Below are 19,555 nucleotides of genomic sequence, written 5' to 3'. Positions count from 1 at the left end.
TGCGCTCAGGAGGGGTTGCGTTTCCTCGGCGCCGGCTTGGCGGTGGCGCGTGCCTTGGCCGGGGCCTTGCTGGCCGCGGCCTTCCTGCGCACCGGGGCCGGCTCGTCGTTGGCCGCGGCGCGGCGGGCCGGCGTGGCCGGTTTCGCCGCCTCCGCCGTCTTGCCTTGCAGGCTGCGGCGCAGCAGTTCCGTCAGGTCCAGGACATCGGCGCTGGGCGCCGGCGGCTCCTCGCCCGGCAGCGGCTGCAGCGCGGCCACGTCGCCGGCCTTCGCCTTGGCCTGCACCAGCTGCTGCAGCTTCTCGCGGAACTCGTCGTGGAACAGGTCCGGACTGAAGGCCGTGGCCATGTCGGTGACCAGCTGCTCGGCCATCTTCAGCTCGCGCTCGCTCGGCGCGGCCGGAGCGGTGTCGCCCTGCGTCGATGCGGGCGGCTCGCGCACCTCCTCGGACCACCGCAGCAGCTCCAGCACCAGGCCGTCCCCTGCGGGCATCAGGGCCGCCAGGTGCTGCTTGGTCGAGATCACGATGCGCGCCACGCCCACCTTGCCGGTGCGCTGCAGCACGTCGCGCAGCAGCGCGAACGGCTTGAGGCCGCGCGCGCCGGGCGCCACGTGGTACGGCTTGGAGAAGAAGGTGGCCGGGATCTCGCCCGCGTCGACGAAGGCCTCGATCTCGATGGTCTGCGTGGACTTGGGCAAGGCGCTGCGGATCTCCTCCTTGGACAGCACCACGTACTGGCCCTCGTCGACCTGCACGCCCTTGACCAGTTCGTCGCGCTGGACCGACTCGCCGGTCGTCTTGCTGACCTGCTTGTAGCCCACCGGGCTCATCGTCGACGGATCGATCAGGTTGAACTTGGGACGCGTGTCGGCCGTCGCGCTGTACAGCACGACCGGGATGTGGACCAGCCCGAAGCTGATGGCGCCTTTCCAGACGGCGCGGGTGCTGGGGGGAGCGGGCATGGAACCACCTTAGGCAGCAGGCTGGGCGGCCGCTGTAGGCAGCGCCAGCCTCTGCCTGTCAGACGGCGCAGGTGCGGAAGCCGACGAACAGGTCGTCACGGCCGGGCAGCGCGAACGCCCGGCGGCGCGGCCACTTCAGCCGCGCGCGGGTCGCGAACGACGCCCCCCGCAGCACCCGCGCCTGGCCGAACAGCGGCTCGGCCTCGAACTCGCCGTGGCGGGTCCAGGGATCGGGCTCGAAGCCCGGCCACGGACGCAGCGTCCCGGCCGTCCATTCATGCACGTCGCCCCAGCGGAAGCCGCGGCTGCCGGCCTGCGTGGCGGCGATCTCCCACTCCACTTCGGTGGGCAGACGGCGGCCGGCCCAGCGGGCCCAGGCATCGGCCTCCCACCAGCTGACATGGAGCGCCGGCTGGCTGGCGGCCATGCGGGTGGGCCGACCGAACATCGTCTGCATGACCGCGCCGCTGGCCACCCCGATCTGCTCGACGTGCCGCGGTCCGCGCCGGCCCTCGCCCTGCGCCAGCGCGGTGAGCCAGGCCCAGCCCTCGGGATGCCACAGCTCCGGCCGGTCGTAGCCGCCGTCGTCGACGAACTCCACGAACGCGCCCCACCCCACTGGCTGGGCGTCGATCTCGAACGCCGGCACGGCGACCTCCAGCGGACCGCGCTCGACGTCGAACACGAAACCGGGCTCGGGCGCGCCGAGGACCCAGCGGCAGGCCGGCAGCAGCAGGGGCTCCCGCGCCGCGACGGCGCCCGGCAGCGGCAGCGGCATGGCCACGCCCAGCGCCTGCGCCTGGCGCAGCAGCTGCTCGCCCCGCAGGTCCTCGTGGAACAGGGCCGCACGGTAGAAGTACAGACCATCGTCGTCCGGCTCCGCATGCTCGAGCAGCGCCAGGGTTGCCTCGACCGTCTCCATGAGGTAGCGCCGCAGTTCGCCCAGCTCGGGCAGCGGCATGTCCCAGCGGCGCGCATGCGGCGCCAGCAACGGGTTCCACCAGCGGTCGGCGGTGGGCTCCTGCGACGGCAGGCGCGGCGCGTCGGCCGCGCAGCGGCGGCCCTGGGCCCGACGCGGATTGCGCGCGATCCAGAATTCGGTGAACCAGGCCACGTGGCCGGCCAGCCACTGCGGCAGTTCCAGGCCCGGCTCGCAAGGCACAGGCGCGCCCTGGGCGATCGCATCCTCCCAGAGCGCGAGAAGCTGGAGCGTCTGGTTGCGCGCGTCCATCAATGCCAGGGACAGCCGGTCGCTTCCCGCCCGCCGCACGTCGGCGAGATCGATGCCCTGGGGGGCCAGGCCGAGCACGGGTGGAGGCATGGCGGAATGGATGCTACGGGACAAACACGGGGTGGCCGGCGTCAATCAGGCGTCAGCTTGCACTTATAGTCCGTCGCACAATTTGACACTACAACGAAAGTGCGCGGGACTTCGCTGGCAAGCGGCGAAGCAAGGAGCTGCGCGCAGGGGACATCCAACGCAAGCACTCGGAGACAGCACATGCAGCCATTGCTGAAATTGTCGCGGGCCATCGACTGGCTCACATCCCTGGTCGGTAAGTGGGTCATCTGGCTGATCCTGGGCTCCACGGTGATCAGCGCCGTGAACGCCATCATCCGCAAGGTGTTCAACACGAGCTCGAACGCCTACCTCGAAGTGCAGTGGTACCTGTTCGCAGCGTCCTTCCTGCTCGCCGCCGGCTACACCCTGCTGCAGGGCGAGCACGTGAAGATCGACGTCATCTACGGGCGGCTGTCGCGCCGCACCCAGAACATGATCGACATCTTCGGCTTCGCCGTCTTCCTGCTGCCGGTGTGCCTGGTCGTGCTGTGGTACGGCGTGCCCTTCTTCCTGCAGGGCTACCGCTCGGGCGAGGTGTCCTCCAACGCTGGCGGCCTGATCCGCTGGCCGGTCTACCTGATGATCCCGGTGGGCTTCGTCCTGCTCACGCTGCAGGGCGTCTCGGAACTGATCAAGCGCATCGCGTTCCAGATGGGCCTGATCGCCGATCCCGCAGCCAAGAAGGGCGAGAAGTCGGCCGAGGAGGAGCTTGCCGAGGAGATCCGCCGACTGGCCGAGGCCAAGGCGCGGGGCGAGGCCTGAGCGGCCCGCGTCACGAGGAGACATGATGGAATTCATCACCCAGAACCTGGCCCCGATCATGTTCGGCGGCCTGATCATCTTCCTGCTGCTGGGCTTCCCGGTGGCCTTCAGCCTCGGCGCCTGCGGCCTGTTCTTCGGCTTCATCGGCATCGAGCTGGGCGTCCTGCCCGAGTCGCTGCTGCAGGCGCTGCCGCTGCGCATCAACGGGATCATGCAGAACGACACCCTGCTGGCGATCCCGTTCTTCACGCTGATGGGCCTGATCCTCGAGCGCAGCGGCATGGCCGAGGACCTGCTGGACACCATCGGCCAGCTGTTCGGCCCGCTGCGCGGCGGCCTGGCGATCGCGGTCATCCTGGTGGGCGCGCTGCTCGCGGCGACCACTGGCGTGGTGGCCGCCTCGGTGATCTCGATGGGCCTGATCTCGCTGCCCATCATGCTGCGCTACGGTTACGACCGGCGGCTCGCTTCCGGCGTGATCGCGGCGTCGGGCACGCTGGCCCAGATCATTCCGCCGTCGCTGGTGCTGATCGTGCTGGCCGACCAGCTGGGCCGCAGCGTGGGCGACATGTACAAGGGGGCCTTCATCCCCGGCTTCGTGCTCACCGGCTTCTACCTGCTGTACGTGATCGCCGTGGCCGTCTTCAAGCCGAACTGGGCCCCGGCGCTGCCGCTGGAAGCCCGCACCATCCGCGAAGACAACGGCAAGTCCGGCCTGCCATCGCTGGTCGTGCTGACCCTCGTCTCGGCGGCAGCGGCCATCACGCTCGGCGAGAACTGGGCCCGCGTGCTGGGCTGGCTCCAGGGCCGCGAGATCACCAGCGTGGCGACCGACGAAACCATCGTGGTGTCGCTGTGCGCCGGCGTGCTGCTGGCCTTCGTGATCGCGCTGGTCAACAAGGCCACCCGCCTGGGCCTGCTCTCGCGCATCGCCGAACGCGTCACCTTCGTGCTGATCCCGCCGCTGCTGCTGATCTTCCTGGTGCTGGGCACCATCTTCCTGGGCATCGCGACCCCCACCGAGGGCGGCGCGATGGGGGCGCTGGGCGCCCTGATCATGGCGGTGGCCCGCGGCCGCCTGAGCTTCTCGCTGCTGACCCAGGCGCTGAACACGACCACCAAGCTGTCGTGCTTCGTGGTGTTCATCCTGATCGGCTCGACCATCTTCAGCCTGACCTTCCAGGGCGTGGACGGCCCGCGCTGGGTGGAGCACCTGCTGACCAGCCTGCCCGGCGGCCAGCTCGGCTTCCTGATCGTGGTGAACATCCTGATCTTCGTGCTGGCGTTCTTCCTCGATTTCTTCGAGCTGTCGTTCATCGTGGTGCCGCTGCTGGCGCCGGTGGCCGACAAGCTGGGAATCGACCTGATCTGGTTCGGCGTGCTGCTGGGCGTGAACATGCAGACCTCGTTCATGCACCCGCCGTTCGGCTTCGCGCTGTTCTACCTGCGCAGCGTGGCCCCGCACAAGGAGTACACCGACAAGGTGACCAACCGCACGATCGCACCCGTCACGACGATGCAGATCTACTGGGGCGCCGTGCCGTTCGTGCTGATCCAGATCCTGATGGTGGCGCTGATCATCGCGTTCCCCGGCATCGTGTCGCGCGACAAGGAGGAGAAGATCGATCTCGACAAGGTCAAGATCGAGATGCCTGCCGACATCGAGTACACGCCCTCCGGCACCGAGCCGCAGGCCGCCCCCGCCACCCCTGCCGCCTCCGATCCGCTCGCACCGCCGGCGCCGGACACCAGCAGCGAGGACGAGCAGAAGAAGATGGACGAGCTGTTCAACATCAAGCGGTAGGCACCCCGCCGCTGCGCAAGAGGCCTCCTTCGGGAGGCCTCTTGCGTTTGAAAGCCTCGGTGCCCGCGCGGCCGCAAGGCAGTTCGGGAACGCCGCCGCACCGGCCAGGCCCTGCCGGATGGAGCAGCTCTGGATGGCGGGCGGCTCGCTAGACTCGGCCGATGCCCGACGCCACCACCACCGATCTCCTCGCGGCAGCCCTCTTTGCCCTGGCGCTGCTGCACACCTTCGCCGCCAAGCAGCTGGAGCGCCTGAGCCACCGGTTCCCGCGCCATGAGGGCGTCTTCCACCTGCTTGGCGAGGTCGAGGTGGTGTTCGGGTTCTGGGCCTTCGTCCTGGTGGTGGCGATGGCCGTGCTGGGCGGCGGCGACACCGCGCTGGAATACGTCGAGTCCCGCCACTACACCGAACCGCTGTTCGTGTTCGTGGTGATGGTGGTGGCCGCCTCGCGGCCGGTGCTGGAGGCGATGCGCTCGCTGGTGCAGGGGCTCGCGCGGCTGGCGCCGGTGCCCACCGGGACGGCGGCGGTGTGGCTGGGCCTGGCGCTGCTGCCGCTCATCGGATCGCTGGTGACGGAGCCGGCCGCGATGACGCTGGCGGCGCTGATGCTGGCGCCGCGGGTGTTCCGGCCGGGCATCCCCGAGTGGCTGAAGTACGCGGCGCTCGGGGTGCTGTTCGTCAACGTGTCGATCGGCGGCACGCTCACCTCGTATGCCGCGCCGCCGGTGCTGATGGTGGCCGGCACCTGGGGCTGGGACTCGGCCTTCATGGCCGCGCACTTCGGATGGAAGGCCGCGCTGGCGGTGCTGGTGAATGCGACGGTGGTGACCCTGCTGCTGCGTCGCCATCTCCCCGCGGTTCCGGCCGGGCCGGAGCAGGGCCGCCAACCGGTGCCGCTGGTGGTGAGCGCGGTCCACCTCGGGTTCCTGGCGGCGGTCGTCGTGTTCGCCCACCACCCGGTGGCGTTCATCGGGCTGTTCCTCTTCTTCATGGGCTACACCAAGGCGTACGAGCGCCACCAGGACCCGCTGCTGCTGAAGGAGGCGCTGCTGGTGGCGTTCTTCCTCGCCGGCCTGGTGGTGCTGGGCGGGCTGCAGCAGTGGTGGCTGCAGCCGCTGGTGTCCAGCCTGGGCCCGCAGGCGCTGTTCTTCGGTGCCCTGGCGCTGACGGCGATCACGGACAACGCCGCGCTGACCTACCTGGGCTCGCTGATCGAGGGCCTCAGCGAGCAGGCCCGCTACGCCCTGGTCGCGGGCGCGGTGGCCGGTGGCGGCCTGACGGTGATCGCGAATGCGCCCAATCCGGCCGGCGTCGCCCTGCTGCGCCCGGGCTTCAACGACGGCACCATCGGCGCCGGCGGGCTGCTGCTGGGCGCCCTGGCGCCGACGCTGGTGGCCGTCGTCGCCTTCCACCTCTAGGACGGTGCGCCGCGGCGCGGCGGGCTGCTAGGCCGCGCAGCGCTCGACGACGTAGCGGCTCATCGCCAGGGCCAGTTCGCGCTCGCCCAGGAAGATCCGCCCGCGCATCTCCGCCTCCAGCAGCCGGGCCTCGGCGTCGTTGTGGCTGCGCACGACGATCTCGACGTCGGGGTTGAGCTGGCGCGCGGCCTGTGCCATGCGTCGGACACCCAGCGTGTCGGGCGTCGCGATCACCAGCATGCGCGCATGCGCAATGTGGGCCTGGATCAGCACTTCGGGTTCGGCAGCGTCGCCCGCCACCGCCGGGGTGCCCTCGGCCCGCAGCCGCTCGACCAGTTCGCGGTTGGTCTCGGCCACCACGAAGGGCAGGCCGGCGGCGCGCAGCGCAGCCGCAATCTCGCGCCCCACCCGGCCATAGCCCACCAGCACCACCTGGCGCGACAGGTACCTGGCATCGGTCGCCATCGGCAGCTCGGCCAGCGGATCGGCACGGGCGTGCAGCTGCCGCGCAAGGGCGGAGCGCCGCAGCAGCCAGCGCTGCACCGGCGCGACCGCGCGGAACAGCACCGGATTGACCGCGATGGAGAGGATGGCACCGGCGACCACCAGGCTCTGGGCCTGCGGCGGCAGCACCTGCAGCGAAGCACCCAGCCCGACGAGGATGAATGAGAACTCGCCGATCTGCGCCAGGCTGGCCGACACGGTCAGCGCCGTGTTCAGCGGATAGCGCAGCAGCAGCACCACCAGCGCGGCGGCCAGCGACTTGCCCACCACGATCACGCCCGTGACGGCGAGCACGCCCAGCGGGTCCTCCAGCAGCACGGCCGGGTCGAACAGCATGCCCACGGACACGAAGAACAGCACGGCGAACGCGTCGCGCAGCGGGAGCGATTCCTCGGCAGCACGGTGGCTGAACTCGGACTCGCGCAGCACCATCCCGGCGAAGAACGCGCCGAGGGCGAACGACACGCCGAACAGCTGGGTGGCGCCCCAGGCCATGCTCACGGCCGCGGCCACCACGCACAGGGTGAACAGCTCGCGCGAACCGACCTTCTGCACGTGCCAGAGCAGCCAGGGGAAGAGCCGGCGGCCGACCACCAGCATCAGCGCGACGAACACGCCCACCTGCACCAGCGTCAGGCCGATGGTGCGCCACAGGCTGCCGACGCCCTGCCCGCCCTGCGGGCCGAAAGCCGCGGCCAGCGGCGGCAGCAGCACCAGCACCAGCACCATGGCCAGGTCCTCGACCACCAGCCAGCCGACCGCCGCGCGGCCGTTGAAGCTCTCGAGCAGCCCCTGGCTTTCCAGCGCCCGCAGCAGCACCACGGTGCTGGCCACCGACAGCGACAGGCCGAACACCGCCGCGGCCAGCACGCTCCAGCCCCACCACACGGCGAGCCCGGCGCCCATGGCGGTGGCCACCACCATCTGCACGATCGCTCCAGGCACGGCAAGCTTGCGCACGGCCAGCAGGTCACCCAGCGAGAAGTGCAGGCCCACACCGAACATCAGCAGCATCACCCCGATCTCGGCCAGCTGGGCAGCCAGCCCGGTGTCGGCGACGAAGCCGGGCGTGTAGGGGCCGATCAGCACGCCAGCCAGCAGATAACCGACCAGGGCGGGGAGTTTCAGGCGGGCGGCAAGAAAGCCGAGCAGCAGGGCAAGGCCCAGGCCCGCCGCGATGGTGGCGATGAGTGGCACATGGTGATCCATGCTTGGAATCTATCGCACGCCGGCGCGTGCCCATGGCGGGCCGGCGGCCTCCAGATGCAACAGAAGCCCGAGAGGCGGCGACCGGCGCACAGGCCGGCCCCGCCTGGGCCCGGACGAAAAAAAGGGCCGCATGCGCGGCCCTCGGTCGACAGCGTCCGGTGACGCGTCAGATCTTCACGTTGGTCATGTAGCTGTCGAAGCGGTACTCCGAGAAGCGGGTCCACAGCAGCTGGTCGCGCTGGAAGGCGCGCATGTCCTGGTGGATCTTCTTGAACTCCGGCGACCTCGCCTCGTGCTCGGCGAAGACTTCCATCGACGCCTTGAAGCCGGCGTCCATGACGTCCTTGCTGAACGGCTTGAGCTGGGTCTTGGCGGCCACCAGGCGCTTGAGCGCGACCGGGTTCAGGGCGTCGTACTTGGCGGTCATGTCGCGCGCCGCCACCTGGGTGGCCGCGTCGACGATGGCCTTGTTCTCGGCCGACAGGGCCTCGTAGGCCTTGGTGTTCGCGAAGAACTCCAGCTCGGCGCCGCCTTCCCACCAGCCGGGGTAGTAGTAGAACGGCGCGACCTTGTTGAAGCCCAGCTTCTCGTCGTCGTAGGGGCCGACGAACTCGGTCGCGTCCAGCGTGCCCTTCTCGAGCGCCTGGTACACCTCGCCGGCCGGCATGTTCTGTGCCACCACGCCCAGCTTGGCCATCGCCTCGCCGAACAGGCCGCCGCCCATGCGCATCTTCAGGCCCTTGAGGTCGGCCACCGACTTGATCTCCTTGCGGTACCAGCCACCCATCTGGGTGCCGGTGTTGCCCGCGCTGAAGCTCTTCATGTTGTACTTGGCGTAGAACGCGTCCATCAGCTTGCGGCCGTTGCCGTGCTCCATCCAGGAGTCCATCTGGCGGGCGTTCAGGCCGAAGGGCACCGCGCAGCCGAACGCGAAGATCGGGTCCTTGCCGGTGAAGTAGTACGGGGCGGTCTGGGCCATCTCGATGGTGCCGTTCTGGATGGCATCCACCACGCCGAAGGCCGGCATCAGTTCACCGGCGGCATGCACCGAGACCTCGAACTTGCCGCCCGACAGGGCCTTGACGGTGCGCGAGAAGGTCTCGGCGCTGCCGAAGATGGTGTCCAGCGACTTCGGGAAGCTGGACGCCAGGCGCCAGCGCACGGCGGCCTGGGCGTGGACGGCCGGCGCGACGCCAGCGGCCAGAACGCCGGCGATGCCGGCGTTCTTGATGAGGGAACGGCGATCCATGGATGAGTGCTCCTGTGTTCTGTTCGAGGGAAATGCGCGCGCCATGATGGGCTTGCCCACCGGAGAAAGCTGTCAAAAGGCTTTCAGCGCGCACTCTATTGGACCCGGCGCACCAGCACGGACGGGGTTTCCCGGGGGTGCGGGCCGGCCCGGGTGGTGCCCGACAGGCGACCGGATGCCGGGCGAGACGCGCGACGACAGGGGTTCCATTCCGTTGCAGTCCGCGGGCCGGATCCCGCCCAGAATGGCGACCCTCCAACCCACGGAAGGACATGCGATGCTGGTCGAAGCGTATGGCGCGCACGCGGGCGACAAGCCCCTGGAGCCGCTGCAGATCCCCCGCCGCACACCGGGTGCGCACGACGTCCAGATCGACATCGCGTTCTGCGGCATCTGCCACTCGGACCTGCACCAGGTGCGCGCCGAGTGGGCGGGCACCCGGTTTCCCTGCGTCCCGGGCCACGAGATCGTCGGGCGGGTGGCGGCCGTCGGGCCCGACGTCTCGGGCTTGCGGGTCGGTGACCTGGTGGGGGTGGGCTGCATCGTCGACAGCTGCAAGCACTGCCACGACTGTGGCGCGGGCCTGGAGAACTACTGCGACGGCATGGTCGGCACGTACAACTCCCCCACCCCCGACGAGCCGGGCTGGACGCTGGGCGGCTACTCGCAGAAGATCGTCGTGCACGAGCGCTACGTCCTGCGCATCCGGCACCCCGAGTCGCAGCTGGCCGCCGTCGCACCGCTCCTGTGCGCCGGGATCACGACCTACTCGCCGCTGCGCCACTGGAATGCAGGTCCGGGCCGGAAGGTGGGCGTGGTGGGCATCGGCGGCCTCGGCCACATGGGGGTCAAGCTGGCCCATGCCATGGGCGCGCACGTGGTGGCTTTCACGACATCGGAGTCCAAGCGCGAGGCGGCCAGGGCACTGGGGGCGAGCGAGGTCGTGGTGTCCCGCCATCCGCAGGAGCTGGCCCGCCATGCCGGGAGCTTCGACTTCATCCTGGACACGGTGGCGGCGCCGCACGATCTCGATGCGCTGCTGGTGCTCCTCAAGCGCGACGGCACCCTGACGCTGGTCGGCGCTCCGGCCACGCCCCACCCGTCACCGAACGTCTTCAACCTCATCATGAAACGGCGCTCGCTCGCGGGGTCGATGATCGGCGGCATCCCCGAGACCCAGGAGATGCTGGATTTCTGCGCGGAGCACGGGATCGTGGCGGACATCGAGCTGGTGCGGGCCGACCAGATCAATGCCGCGTACGAGCGGATGCTCCGGGGCGACGTCAAGTACCGCTTCGTGATCGACAACGCCACGCTGGCCAGGTGAAGGACCTGCCCGGGGCCGCTTCGCAGCGCGCGCCGGCAGTGCCGCCGCCCTGACCGGCGGCAACCTGCCGCGTCTCGCCCGCCGCGGGCCGGACCAAAGAAAAAGCCGCACGGCGTGCGGCTTGCGGGCTGGTGCGCGGAGCGCTTACAGCTTCTGGCTCTGCATGAACCGGTCGAAGGTGGCTTCGGTGAAGCGGAACCACAGGTTCTGGTCGGCGCGGAACTTGGCGTAGTCGCTGTAGACCTTCTTCCAGTTCTCGTTCTTGCTGCTCAGTTCCTCGTACAGCTCCATCGACGCCTTGAACGAGGCCGCCATCACGTCGTTGGGGAACGGGCGCAGCTTGGCGCCGGCGCCCACCAGCTGCTTGAGCGCCTGCGGGTTCTTGACGTCGTACTTGGCCTGCGTCTCGACGTGCGCGTAGGCGGTGGCCGCCTCGACGATCGCCTTCTGCTCGGCGTTCAGCGCGTCATAGGCCTTCTGGTTGATGTACAGGTCCAGCTGCAGGCCGCCTTCCCACCAGCCGGGGTAGTAGTAGAACGGCGCCACCTTGTTGAAGCCCAGCTTCTGGTCGTCGTACGGACCGATCCATTCGGCCGCGTCGATGGTGCCCTTCTCCAGCGCCTGGTAGATCTCGCCACCGGGGATGTTCTGGGGCACGCCACCCAGGCGCTCGATCACCTTGCCGGCGAAGCCGCCGACGCGGAACTTCAGGCCCTTGAGGTCGGCCAGGCCCTTGACCTCCTTGCGGAACCAGCCGCCCATCTGGGCACCGGTGTTGCCGCAGGCGAAGTTGATGATGTTGTACTTGGCGTAGAACTCGCGCATCAGCTTCAGGCCGTTGCCCTCGAAGGTCCACGCGCTCATCTGGCGGCTGTTCAGGCCGAAGGGGATGGCGCCGCCGATGGCGAAGGTCTCGTCCTTGCCGAAGAAGTAGTAGGGGGCGGTGTGCGCCGCCTCGACGGTGCCGTTCTGCACGCCGTCCACCACGCCGAAGGCGGGCATCAGTTCGCCAGCCGCGTGCACGGAGACCTCGAAGCGGCCACCCGACAGCGCCTTGACCTTCTGCGCGAACACCTCGGCCGCGCCGTAGATGGTGTCCAGCGACTTCGGGAAGCTGGACGCGATGCGCCAGCGGATGGCCTGCTGGGCATGCACCGCGGGGGCGGTGCCGGCGGCCACGATGCCGGCGACGCCGGCGTGCTTGATGAGGGAACGGCGATCCATGGGGAGTCTCCTAGTGGCTTTGTGGATGCGCGCACCGCAGTGGCGCGCGCGCGATGATCCCCTGGCCCCCTGGGGGAGTCTTGCAGCCTCCTGACGCGGCGCCGGCCCGTGTCAGCCTTCTGCAAGCGTCCGGAAAACACGAAGGCCGCACGGGTGTGCGGCCTGCTCGCGGGTCCCAGGCGGGCGGTTGGCGGAGCGCCAGCCGCCCGGCGGGAGGTCAGAGCTTCTGGGTCTGCATGAAGCGGTCGAACGTCGCCTCGGTGAAGCGGAACCACAGGTTCTGCTCGGCGCGGAACCGGGAATAGTCGGCGTAGATCTTCTTCCAGCTCTCGTTCCTGGTGTTCAGTTCGTCGTACAGGTCCATCGCGGCCTTGAAGGCGGCGTTCATCATGTCGTTCGGGAACGGGCGCAGCTTGGTGCCCTGCCCCACCAGCTGCTTGAGCGCGGCCGGGTTGAGCGCGTCGTAGCGCGCCTGCATGACCACGTGGGCCTGCGCCGCCGCGGCTTCCACGATCGCCTTGTTCTCGGCCGAGAGGGCGTCGAAGGCCTTCTGGTTGATGAAGAAGTCGAGCTCGGGGCCGCCTTCCCACCAGCCGGGGTAGTAATAGAACGGCGCCACCTTGGCGAACCCCAGCTTCTGGTCGTCGTAGGGGCCGATCCACTCGGCCGCGTCGATGGTGCCCTTCTCGAGCGCCTGGTAGATCTCGCCGCCGGGGATGTTCTGCGGCACCACGCCCAGGCGCTCGATCACCTTGCCGCCGAAGCCGCCGATGCGGAACTTCAGGCCCTTGAGATCCGCCAGGCCCTTGACCTCCTTGCGGAACCAGCCGCCCATCTGCGCGCCCGTGTTGCCGCCGGGGAAGTTGACGATGTTGTACTTGGCGTAGAACTCGCGCATCAGCTTCAGGCCGTTGCCTTCGTACATCCACGCCGACATCTGGCGGCTGTTCAGGCCGAAGGGGATCGCGCATCCGAGGGCGAAGCACTCGTCCTTGCCGAAGAAGTAGTAGGGCGCGGTGTGCCCGCACTCGATCGTGCCCTGCTGCACGCCGTCGACCACGCCGAAGGCCGGCATCAGCTCGCCGGCCGCATGCACCGACACCTCGAACTTGCCTCCCGACATCGCGCGCACCGCCTTGGAGAAGGTCTCGGCGGCGCCGAAGATGGTGTCCAGCGACTTGGGGAAGCTGGAGGCCAGGCGCCAGCGCAGGGCGGCCTGCGCGTGCACCGCGGGCGCGGCGCCGGCAGCCAGGACGCCGGCAATGCCCGCGTGCTTGATCAGGGAACGACGATCCATGGGGGCTCCTCTTCGAGATGACCGATGTCTGTTGGCGTGACAAAGTGTCATCCCCATTCTCGGGACGCCCCACACTTTCGTATTCAGGGGTTTGCCCGTAAGGGCTACCCCGAACACTTTCGAATCAACCTGACCGGGCCCTGACCCTCCAGGACCGGACGCTCACGCCGCCCCTCCAGCCAGGGCGGCGGCGGACGTCAGCCGACCACTTTGAGCGTCGGACGCGGCACCAGGTCGGCGAAGCGTTCGCGCACCGAGCGCTCGATGCCCGCGGCGTCCAGCCCCTCGAGCGACAGCAGCTTGGCCGGATCGCCATGCTCGATGAACAGGTCCGGCAGTCCCAGCTGCAGGAGCGGCCGCTCGAGGCCAGCGGCGTGTAGCGCCTCGGCCACCGCGCTGCCGGCCCCGCCCGCGATGCAGCCCTCCTCCACCGTCACCAGCGCCGCATGCGTGCGTGCCACCTGCAGCAGCAGCTCGGTGTCCAGCGGCTTGGCCCACCGCATGTTGACGACCGTGGCATCGAGTCGTTCCGCCGCTTGCAAGGCCGGGTGCAGCAGGGTCCCGAAGGCGAGGATGGCGACGCCCTGCGGCGCGCCCTCGCCGACCTCGCGCTGGCGGCGCACTTCACCGCGGCCGAAGGGCAGCGGTCGCAGCCCCGGCTCGATGGCGACGCCGGCGCCGGCACCGCGCGGATAGCGCACCGCGACCGGGTGCTCCTGCTCGAACGCGGTGGTGAGCAGGCGGCGGCACTCGTTCTCGTCGGCGGGGCACGCGATGCTGACGTTCGGAATGCAGCGCAGGTACGCGATGTCGTAGGCCCCGGCATGGGTGGCGCCGTCGGCGCCCACCAGCCCGGCACGGTCGAGGGCGAACACCACCGGCAGGTTCTGCAGCGCCACGTCGTGGATCAGCTGGTCGTACGCGCGCTGCAGGAAGGTGGAGTAGATCGCCACCACCGGCTTGAGGCCTTCGCAGGCCAGGCCCGCGGCGAAGGTGACCGCATGCTGCTCGGCGATGCCGACGTCGAAGTAGCGGTCGGGGAAGCGCTGCTCGAACTCCACCAGGCCGGAGCCCTCGCGCATCGCGGGCGTGATGCCCACCAGCCGCTTGTCCTGCGCGGCCATGTCGCACAGCCAGTTGCCGAACACCTGGGTGAAGGTCGGCTTGGACTGCCCCGCCGGCTTGGTGATGCCGACCTTGGGGTCGAACTTGCCGGGCCCGTGGTAGGCCACGGGGTCGGCTTCCGCGAGCTTGTAGCCCTGGCCCTTCTTGGTGACCACGTGCAGGAACTGCGGGCCTTTCAGGTGGCGGATGTTCTCCAGCGTGGGCACCAGCGACTCGAGGTCGTGGCCGTCGATCGGGCCGATGTAGTTGAAGCCGAACTTCTCGAACAGCGTGGCCGGCACGACCATGCCCTTGGCATGCTCCTCGAAGCGCTTGGCCAGCTCGAACAGCGGCGGCGCCACCTTGAGCACGTTCTTGCCGACGCTCTTGGCGGCGGCATAGAACTGGCCGCTCATCAGCTGGGCCAGGTAGCGGTTGAGCGCCCCCACCGGCGGGCTGATCGACATGTCGTTGTCGTTCAGGATCACCAGCAGGTCGCATTCGGCGACCCCCGCGTTGTTCAGTGCCTCGAAGGCCATGCCGGCGCTCATCGCGCCGTCGCCGATGATGGCGACCGACTTGCGGTCTTCGCCCTTGCGCTTGGCGGCCACCGCCATGCCCAGCGCCGCGGAGATGCTGGTGGACGAATGCGCGGTGCCGAAGGTGTCGTACTCGCTCTCGTCGCGGCGCGGGAAGCCCGACAGCCCGCCGAGCTGGCGCAGCGTGGCCATGCGCTCGCGCCGGCCGGTGAGGATCTTGTGCGGATAGGTCTGGTGGCCCACGTCCCACACCAGCCGGTCGTGCGGCGTGTTGAAGACGTAGTGCAGTGCGATCGTCAGTTCGACCGTGCCGAGGTTGGAGCTGAGGTGGCCGCCGGTGCGCGCCACGCTGTCGAGCACGTAGGCGCGCAGTTCGTCGGCAAGCTGGCCGAGCTGCGCGCGCGGCAGCCGGCGCAGGTCGGCCGGGGAGTGGATGGTTTCGAGCAAGGCTGCCATGGAGTTGAAGTGTTCAGTTGTCCCGCTCGACGACCATGCGGGCCAGCGCGCGCAGCGCACGGGTGTCGGGCAGGCCGCAGGCGTCCAGCGCCTCGAACGCCTGGGCCAGGAGCTCCTTCGCATGCGCCTGCGCACGTTCCAGGCCCAGCAGCGAGACGTAGGTGGGCTTGTCCTGCTCGGCATCCTTGCCGGCGGTCTTGCCGAGGGTGGCCGAATCGGCCGTCACGTCGAGAATGTCGTCGACGACCTGGAACGCCAGGCCCACCGCGGCGCCGTAGCGCTCCAGTTCACGGGCGGCGGTCGCGTCGGGCCGTCCGCAGGCCGCGCCCATCATCACGCTGCCCTGCAGCAGCGCACCGGTCTTCAGGCGGTGCATGCGACGAAGCTGCTCCTCGTCGAGCGCCACGCCGACACTGGCCAGGTCGATGGCCTGCCCGCCCGCCATGCCGTTGTGTCCGGCCGCACGCGCGAGCAGGCGGCACAGCGTGGCCTGGACCGAGGCGGGGATGCCCTCGTCCTCGGGCGCCAGCAGCTCGAACGCGAGCGCCTGCAGCGCGTCGCCGGCCAGCAGCGCCCGGGCCTGCCCGAACTTCACGTGCACGGTCGGCTTGCCGCGCCGCAGCACGTCGTTGTCCATGCACGGCATGTCGTCGTGCACGAGCGAATAGGCATGGATCAGCTCGACGGCGCAGGCGGCCCGCAAGGCTGCGGCTTCGTTGCCGCCGACCGCCTCGCTGGCCGCCAGCACCAGCAGCGGCCGCAGCCGCTTGCCGCCGTCCAGGACGGCGTAGCGCATCGCCTCGCCCAGGCCGGCGGGCGCATCGGCCACGACCCACGCGGACAGCGCCGCCTCGGTGCGCGCCAGGCGCTCGCGGCTCCAGTCGGTCAGGGTGAACGAGGTGGAGGGCGCGTGCATCACTGGGGTGCCCACGGCTTGAGCGAGCCTTCGTCGAGCAGCTTGATCTGCTGCTCCACCGCGTCGAGCCGGCCGCGGCAGAACGCGAGCAGTTCGGCGCCGCGCTGATAACCCGTCAGCAGCTGCTCCAGCGGCAGCTGCCCGGACTCGATCACCTGCACCAGCTGCTCGAGCTCTTCCAGGGCTGCCTCGTAGCTGGCGGGTGGGTTCAACGGGTCCTTGGCCATCGGTTCCTTGCGGGCAAAGGACGGATTCTAGGCCGGGCATCCCCGCGTGCACCCCAGGGGTACAATCCCCGTCCCTCTCCGCGCCCAAGTCCCCGGATCAAGCGCTTACCTGCCCCTTCATAGGGGGAGTCTCTAGGTCAGGTGAAATGTCTGATTTAAGTCTTCAGCTCCAGCAGGCCACAAGCCAACTTCCAGTCTCCAGCTACTTCGACCAGGCGCTCTTCGAGCGGGAGATGTCCACCATCTTCCAGCACGGGCCCCGCTATGTGGGGCACGAACTCGCGGTTCCGAACATCGGCGACTACCACACCCTTCCCCACGAGGGCGAGGGCCGCGCGCTGCTGCGCACGCCCGATGGCGTGGAACTGATCTCCAACGTCTGCCGCCACCGGCAGGCCGTGATCCTGCGCGGCCGCGGCAACGTGGACAGCGGGCCGTCGGCCGGCGGCAACATCGTGTGCCCGCTGCACCGCTGGACCTACAGCGCGGGCCATGGCGCCAAGGCCGGCACGCTGCTGGGCGCGCCCCACTTCGCCCAGGATCCCTGCCTGAACCTGAACAACTACCGCTTGCGCGGGTGGAACGGCCTGCTGTTCGAGGACAACGGGCGCGACGTCGCCGCCGAGCTGGCCGACATGGGGCCGCGTGCCGACCTCGACTTCTCCGGCATGGTGCTCGACCGCGTCGAGCTGCACGAGTGCAACTACAACTGGAAGACCTTCATCGAGGTCTACCTCGAGGACTACCACGTCGGCCCGTTCCACCCGGGACTGGGCAGTTTCGTCACCTGCGACGACCTGCGCTGGGAGTTCAAGGACCACTACTCGGTGCAGACCGTGGGCGTGGCCAACCGCCTGGGCCGCGCCGGCAGCCCGGTGTACGAGCGCTGGCACAAGGAGCTGCTCAGCTATCGCAACGGCGAACCGCCCAAGTACGGCGCGATCTGGCTGACCTACTACCCCCACATCATGGTCGAGTGGTACCCGCACGTGCTCACCGTCTCGACCCTGTACCCGCAAGGGCCGCAGAAGACGCTCAACGTGGTGGAGTTCTTCTATCCCGAGGAGATCGCCGCCTTCGAGCGCGGCTTCGTGGAGGCCCAGCAGGCGGCCTACATGGAGACCTGCGTCGAGGACGACGAGATCGCCCTGCGCATGGATGCCGGCCGGCTCGCGCTGATGAAGCGCGGCGACAACGAGGTCGGCCCCTACCAGAGCCCGATGGAGGACGGCATGCAGCACTTCCACGAGTGGTACCGCACGCAGCTGGGCGCGAGCCGCTTCGCCGCCTGATGCCGGCGTCCGCGGGTCGCCCGCCCGGCCGCACGGGGCCGTCCCGCTGATGCAATCGCTCTGGATGGTCCTGGCGGCGTTCTCATTCGCCACCATGGCGGTCTGCGTGAAGGTCGCCTCGGCCTGGTTCAACAGCGCCGAACTGGTGTTCTGGCGCGGGCTGCTCGGCATGCTCTTCATGTGGATGCTCGCGCGGCGGCAGAAGGTGTCGCTGGGCACGGCGCACGTGGGCATGCACGCATGGCGCAGCCTGGTGGGGGTGATCTCGCTGGGTGCCTGGTTCTACGCCATCGCCGGCCTGCCGCTGGCGACCGCCATGACGCTCAACTACATGAGCAGCGTGTGGATCGCGGCGTTCCTGGTCGGCGGCGCCCTGCTCGCGTGGAATCCCAGGACCGGCATGCTGCGCCAGGGTCCGCTGGCCGCGGCGGTGCTGGCCGGCTTCGCCGGCGTGCTGCTGATGCTGCGCCCCACCATCGACCAGAACCAGGTGTTCGCGGGGCTGGTCGGCCTGCTGTCGGGGCTCACAGCCGCCTTCGCCTACATGCAGGTGATGGCGCTGGGCCGGATCGGCGAGCCGGAAGCGCGCACGGTGTTCTATTTCGCGGTGGGCTCGGCGGCGGCAGGCGCGGTGGGGATGCTCTTCACCGGCGTGTCGTCCTGGAACTGGCTGCACGCGCTGTGGCTCGTGCCGGTCGGCCTGCTCGCCTCGCTCGGCCAATGGTGCATGACGCGCGCGTACAGCCACGGCGCCACGCTGGTGGTCGCCAGTTTGCAATACTCCGGCATCGTGTTCGGCGCGTTCTACAGCGTGGCCCTGTTCGACGAAACCATCACGCCGATGGGCTGGCTCGGCATGGCGCTGATCGTCGCCAGCGGCGTCGGGGCGACCGTGCTGCGGTCGCGCGCGGCACCGGACGCGCCGGCCGAGGAACACTGAGGCGAACCGCACCGCCGATCGCCCGGCGGTGGCCCATCCACAGGAGACCGAGATGTTCACCACCCTGATCACCGCCGAGCAGCTGCTCGCCCTGAAGTCCTCGGGCGCGCCGCTGATGGTCTTCGACTGCAGCTTCGACCTGATGAACCCGGCAGCCGGCGCCCATCAGTACCTCGAGCGCCACATCCCGGGCGCGGTGTACGCCAACCTGGACACCGACCTGGCCGATGCCGGCGTGGTCGAGCCGGACGGCACGCACCACCCGCACGCCGACGCTGCTTCGGGCGGGCGGCACCCGCTGCCCAGCCGCGAGAAGTTCGCGATGTGGCTGTCCAAGGTGGGCTTCGGCAATGCCATGCAGGCGGTGGTGTACGACCGCCAGAACGCCAACTACTGCGGCCGGCTGTGGTGGATGCTCAAGTGGGCCGGCCACGATGCGGTGGCCGTGCTCGATGGCGGGCTGCAGGCGTGGCAGGCCGCGGGCGGGGCGGTGTCGGCGGGTGAGGAGCCGGCACACTTCCAGGCCAACTTCCGCCTCGGCCCGCCGCTGCGCCGGCTGGTCGCCACGTCCGATGTGCAGGCCGGCCTGGGTGGTGCCCAGACGCTCATCGATGCACGCGCCACGCCTCGTTTTCGCGGCGAGGTCGAGCCGCTGGACCCGGTGGCCGGCCACATCCCGGGGGCGTTCAACCGTCCGTTCGCGCAGAACCTCGGGCCGGATGGCCGCTTCAAGCCCGCCGCGCAACTGCGATCCGAGTTCGAGCAGCTGCTGCAGGGCCGCGATCCGTCGACGGTCGTGCACCACTGCGGCAGCGGCGTGAGCGCGATTCCCAACCTGCTCGCGATGGAACTGGCCGGCTTCGCGCCGACGGCGCTGTATGCGGGCAGCTGGAGCGAGTGGTGCCGCGATCCGTCGCGGCCCGTGGCGCGGGGCTGACGCGGGCCCGAAGCGCGAACGGGACGCCTTGCGTCCCGTTCGGCGT

At 69.6% G+C, this 19,555-nt stretch carries 16 protein-coding genes; 7 read left to right on the top strand and 9 right to left on the bottom strand.

What is annotated here, in order from left to right:
* Positions 1-5: 5 nt before the first annotated feature.
* Entirely contained in the window at positions 6-962 is a 957-nt protein-coding gene (locus VFE82_RS18395; protein WP_325001788.1) for a Ku protein, read from the bottom strand.
* Positions 963-1,020: 58 nt separating this feature from the next.
* The gene (locus VFE82_RS18390) at positions 1,021-2,283 is read right to left on the bottom strand and encodes an SUMF1/EgtB/PvdO family nonheme iron enzyme (protein ID WP_325001787.1); all 1,263 of its coding nucleotides are present in this window, start codon (positions 2,281-2,283) and stop codon (positions 1,021-1,023) included.
* 180 nt (positions 2,284-2,463) lie between these two features.
* Between VFE82_RS18390 and VFE82_RS18385 the strand changes: the two genes are divergently transcribed.
* The 3 genes from VFE82_RS18385 to VFE82_RS18375 all read left to right on the top strand — a co-directional run bounded on the left by VFE82_RS18385 (position 2,464) and on the right by VFE82_RS18375 (position 6,288).
* On the top strand, positions 2,464-3,066 hold the full coding sequence (locus tag VFE82_RS18385) for a TRAP transporter small permease subunit (protein ID WP_325001786.1): 603 nt from the start codon (positions 2,464-2,466) through the stop codon (positions 3,064-3,066).
* A 25-nt stretch (positions 3,067-3,091) separates the two neighbouring features.
* Positions 3,092-4,870 (top strand): TRAP transporter large permease subunit, encoded by a 1,779-nt coding sequence (locus tag VFE82_RS18380; RefSeq protein WP_325001785.1) that lies wholly within the window; start codon positions 3,092-3,094, stop codon positions 4,868-4,870.
* A gap of 161 nt (positions 4,871-5,031) precedes the next feature.
* Positions 5,032-6,288, top strand: coding sequence for a putative Na+/H+ antiporter (locus VFE82_RS18375; protein WP_325001784.1), 1,257 nt, complete (start codon positions 5,032-5,034; stop codon positions 6,286-6,288).
* 27 nt (positions 6,289-6,315) lie between these two features.
* On the opposite strand, the gene ybaL is transcribed toward VFE82_RS18375, so the two are convergent.
* Together ybaL and VFE82_RS18365 are read right to left on the bottom strand one after the other, a co-directional pair.
* Positions 6,316-8,001 (bottom strand): YbaL family putative K(+) efflux transporter, encoded by a 1,686-nt coding sequence (gene ybaL, locus VFE82_RS18370; RefSeq protein ID WP_325001783.1) that lies wholly within the window; start codon positions 7,999-8,001, stop codon positions 6,316-6,318.
* Between the two features lie 166 nt (positions 8,002-8,167).
* Positions 8,168-9,250 carry a TRAP transporter substrate-binding protein gene (locus tag VFE82_RS18365; protein WP_325001782.1) on the bottom strand — a complete coding sequence of 361 codons (1,083 nt, stop codon included), beginning with the start codon at positions 9,248-9,250 and terminating at the stop codon, positions 8,168-8,170.
* Positions 9,251-9,527: 277 nt separating this feature from the next.
* Between VFE82_RS18365 and VFE82_RS18360 the strand changes: the two genes are divergently transcribed.
* Entirely contained in the window at positions 9,528-10,577 is a 1,050-nt protein-coding gene (locus VFE82_RS18360; protein WP_325001781.1) for an NAD(P)-dependent alcohol dehydrogenase, read from the top strand.
* Between the two features lie 144 nt (positions 10,578-10,721).
* Here the strand turns inward: VFE82_RS18360 and VFE82_RS18355 are convergent, their stop codons facing one another.
* The 5 genes from VFE82_RS18355 to xseB form a co-directional block, all read right to left on the bottom strand.
* Entirely contained in the window at positions 10,722-11,801 is a 1,080-nt protein-coding gene (locus VFE82_RS18355) for a TRAP transporter substrate-binding protein DctP (RefSeq protein WP_325001780.1), read from the bottom strand.
* A 217-nt stretch (positions 11,802-12,018) separates the two neighbouring features.
* On the bottom strand, positions 12,019-13,098 hold the full coding sequence (locus VFE82_RS18350; RefSeq protein WP_325001779.1) for a TRAP transporter substrate-binding protein: 1,080 nt from the start codon (positions 13,096-13,098) through the stop codon (positions 12,019-12,021).
* 197 nt (positions 13,099-13,295) lie between these two features.
* Positions 13,296-15,197, bottom strand: a complete 1,902-nt coding sequence (gene dxs / locus VFE82_RS18345) for a 1-deoxy-D-xylulose-5-phosphate synthase (protein ID WP_325001778.1) — start codon at positions 15,195-15,197, stop codon at positions 13,296-13,298.
* Positions 15,198-15,210: 13 nt separating this feature from the next.
* A complete protein-coding gene (locus tag VFE82_RS18340; RefSeq protein WP_325001777.1) occupies positions 15,211-16,113 on the bottom strand; it encodes a farnesyl diphosphate synthase in 903 nt (300 codons plus the stop codon).
* Positions 16,113-16,340: an exodeoxyribonuclease VII small subunit gene (xseB, locus tag VFE82_RS18335; protein WP_325001776.1), complete on the bottom strand. Its 228-nt coding sequence runs from the start codon at positions 16,338-16,340 to the stop codon at positions 16,113-16,115. Before xseB ends, VFE82_RS18340 begins: the two co-directional genes overlap by 1 nt.
* A 146-nt stretch (positions 16,341-16,486) precedes the next feature.
* On the opposite strand from xseB, the gene VFE82_RS18330 reads away from it, so the two are divergent.
* Genes VFE82_RS18330 through VFE82_RS18320 form a run of 3 tightly spaced genes read left to right on the top strand, consistent with a single transcriptional unit; the run spans position 16,487 to position 19,509 of the window.
* On the top strand, positions 16,487-17,632 hold the full coding sequence (locus VFE82_RS18330; protein ID WP_325001775.1) for an aromatic ring-hydroxylating dioxygenase subunit alpha: 1,146 nt from the start codon (positions 16,487-16,489) through the stop codon (positions 17,630-17,632).
* A gap of 49 nt (positions 17,633-17,681) precedes the next feature.
* A complete protein-coding gene (locus tag VFE82_RS18325; protein ID WP_325001774.1) occupies positions 17,682-18,572 on the top strand; it encodes a DMT family transporter in 891 nt (296 codons plus the stop codon).
* Between the two features lie 52 nt (positions 18,573-18,624).
* Positions 18,625-19,509: a sulfurtransferase gene (locus VFE82_RS18320; protein WP_325001773.1), complete on the top strand. Its 885-nt coding sequence runs from the start codon at positions 18,625-18,627 to the stop codon at positions 19,507-19,509.
* Positions 19,510-19,555 lie beyond the last annotated feature (46 nt).

Origin of the sequence: Ramlibacter sp., assembly GCF_035655895.1 — a bacterium.
Taxonomy (GTDB): domain Bacteria; phylum Pseudomonadota; class Gammaproteobacteria; order Burkholderiales; family Burkholderiaceae_C; genus Ramlibacter.
Note: the sequence above shows the minus strand (reverse complement) of the source record. Positions and strands in the feature narration are given on the sequence as shown.

Coding starts and splice junctions, on each gene's coding strand:
- VFE82_RS18350 (WP_325001779.1), bottom strand. CDS start 13,098: ATGGATCGTCGTTCCCTGATCAAGCACGCGGGCATTGCCGGCGTCCTG.
- VFE82_RS18340 (WP_325001777.1), bottom strand. CDS start 16,113: ATGCACGCGCCCTCCACCTCGTTCACCCTGACCGACTGGAGCCGCGAG.
- xseB (WP_325001776.1), bottom strand. CDS start 16,340: ATGGCCAAGGACCCGTTGAACCCACCCGCCAGCTACGAGGCAGCCCTG.
- VFE82_RS18320 (WP_325001773.1), top strand. CDS start 18,625: ATGTTCACCACCCTGATCACCGCCGAGCAGCTGCTCGCCCTGAAGTCC.
- VFE82_RS18375 (WP_325001784.1), top strand. CDS start 5,032: ATGCCCGACGCCACCACCACCGATCTCCTCGCGGCAGCCCTCTTTGCC.
- dxs (WP_325001778.1), bottom strand. CDS start 15,197: ATGGCAGCCTTGCTCGAAACCATCCACTCCCCGGCCGACCTGCGCCGG.
- ybaL (WP_325001783.1), bottom strand. CDS start 8,001: ATGGATCACCATGTGCCACTCATCGCCACCATCGCGGCGGGCCTGGGC.
- VFE82_RS18325 (WP_325001774.1), top strand. CDS start 17,682: ATGCAATCGCTCTGGATGGTCCTGGCGGCGTTCTCATTCGCCACCATG.
- VFE82_RS18395 (WP_325001788.1), bottom strand. CDS start 962: ATGCCCGCTCCCCCCAGCACCCGCGCCGTCTGGAAAGGCGCCATCAGC.
- VFE82_RS18365 (WP_325001782.1), bottom strand. CDS start 9,250: ATGGATCGCCGTTCCCTCATCAAGAACGCCGGCATCGCCGGCGTTCTG.
- VFE82_RS18330 (WP_325001775.1), top strand. CDS start 16,487: ATGTCTGATTTAAGTCTTCAGCTCCAGCAGGCCACAAGCCAACTTCCA.
- VFE82_RS18380 (WP_325001785.1), top strand. CDS start 3,092: ATGGAATTCATCACCCAGAACCTGGCCCCGATCATGTTCGGCGGCCTG.
- VFE82_RS18360 (WP_325001781.1), top strand. CDS start 9,528: ATGCTGGTCGAAGCGTATGGCGCGCACGCGGGCGACAAGCCCCTGGAG.
- VFE82_RS18390 (WP_325001787.1), bottom strand. CDS start 2,283: ATGCCTCCACCCGTGCTCGGCCTGGCCCCCCAGGGCATCGATCTCGCC.
- VFE82_RS18385 (WP_325001786.1), top strand. CDS start 2,464: ATGCAGCCATTGCTGAAATTGTCGCGGGCCATCGACTGGCTCACATCC.
- VFE82_RS18355 (WP_325001780.1), bottom strand. CDS start 11,801: ATGGATCGCCGTTCCCTCATCAAGCACGCCGGCGTCGCCGGCATCGTG.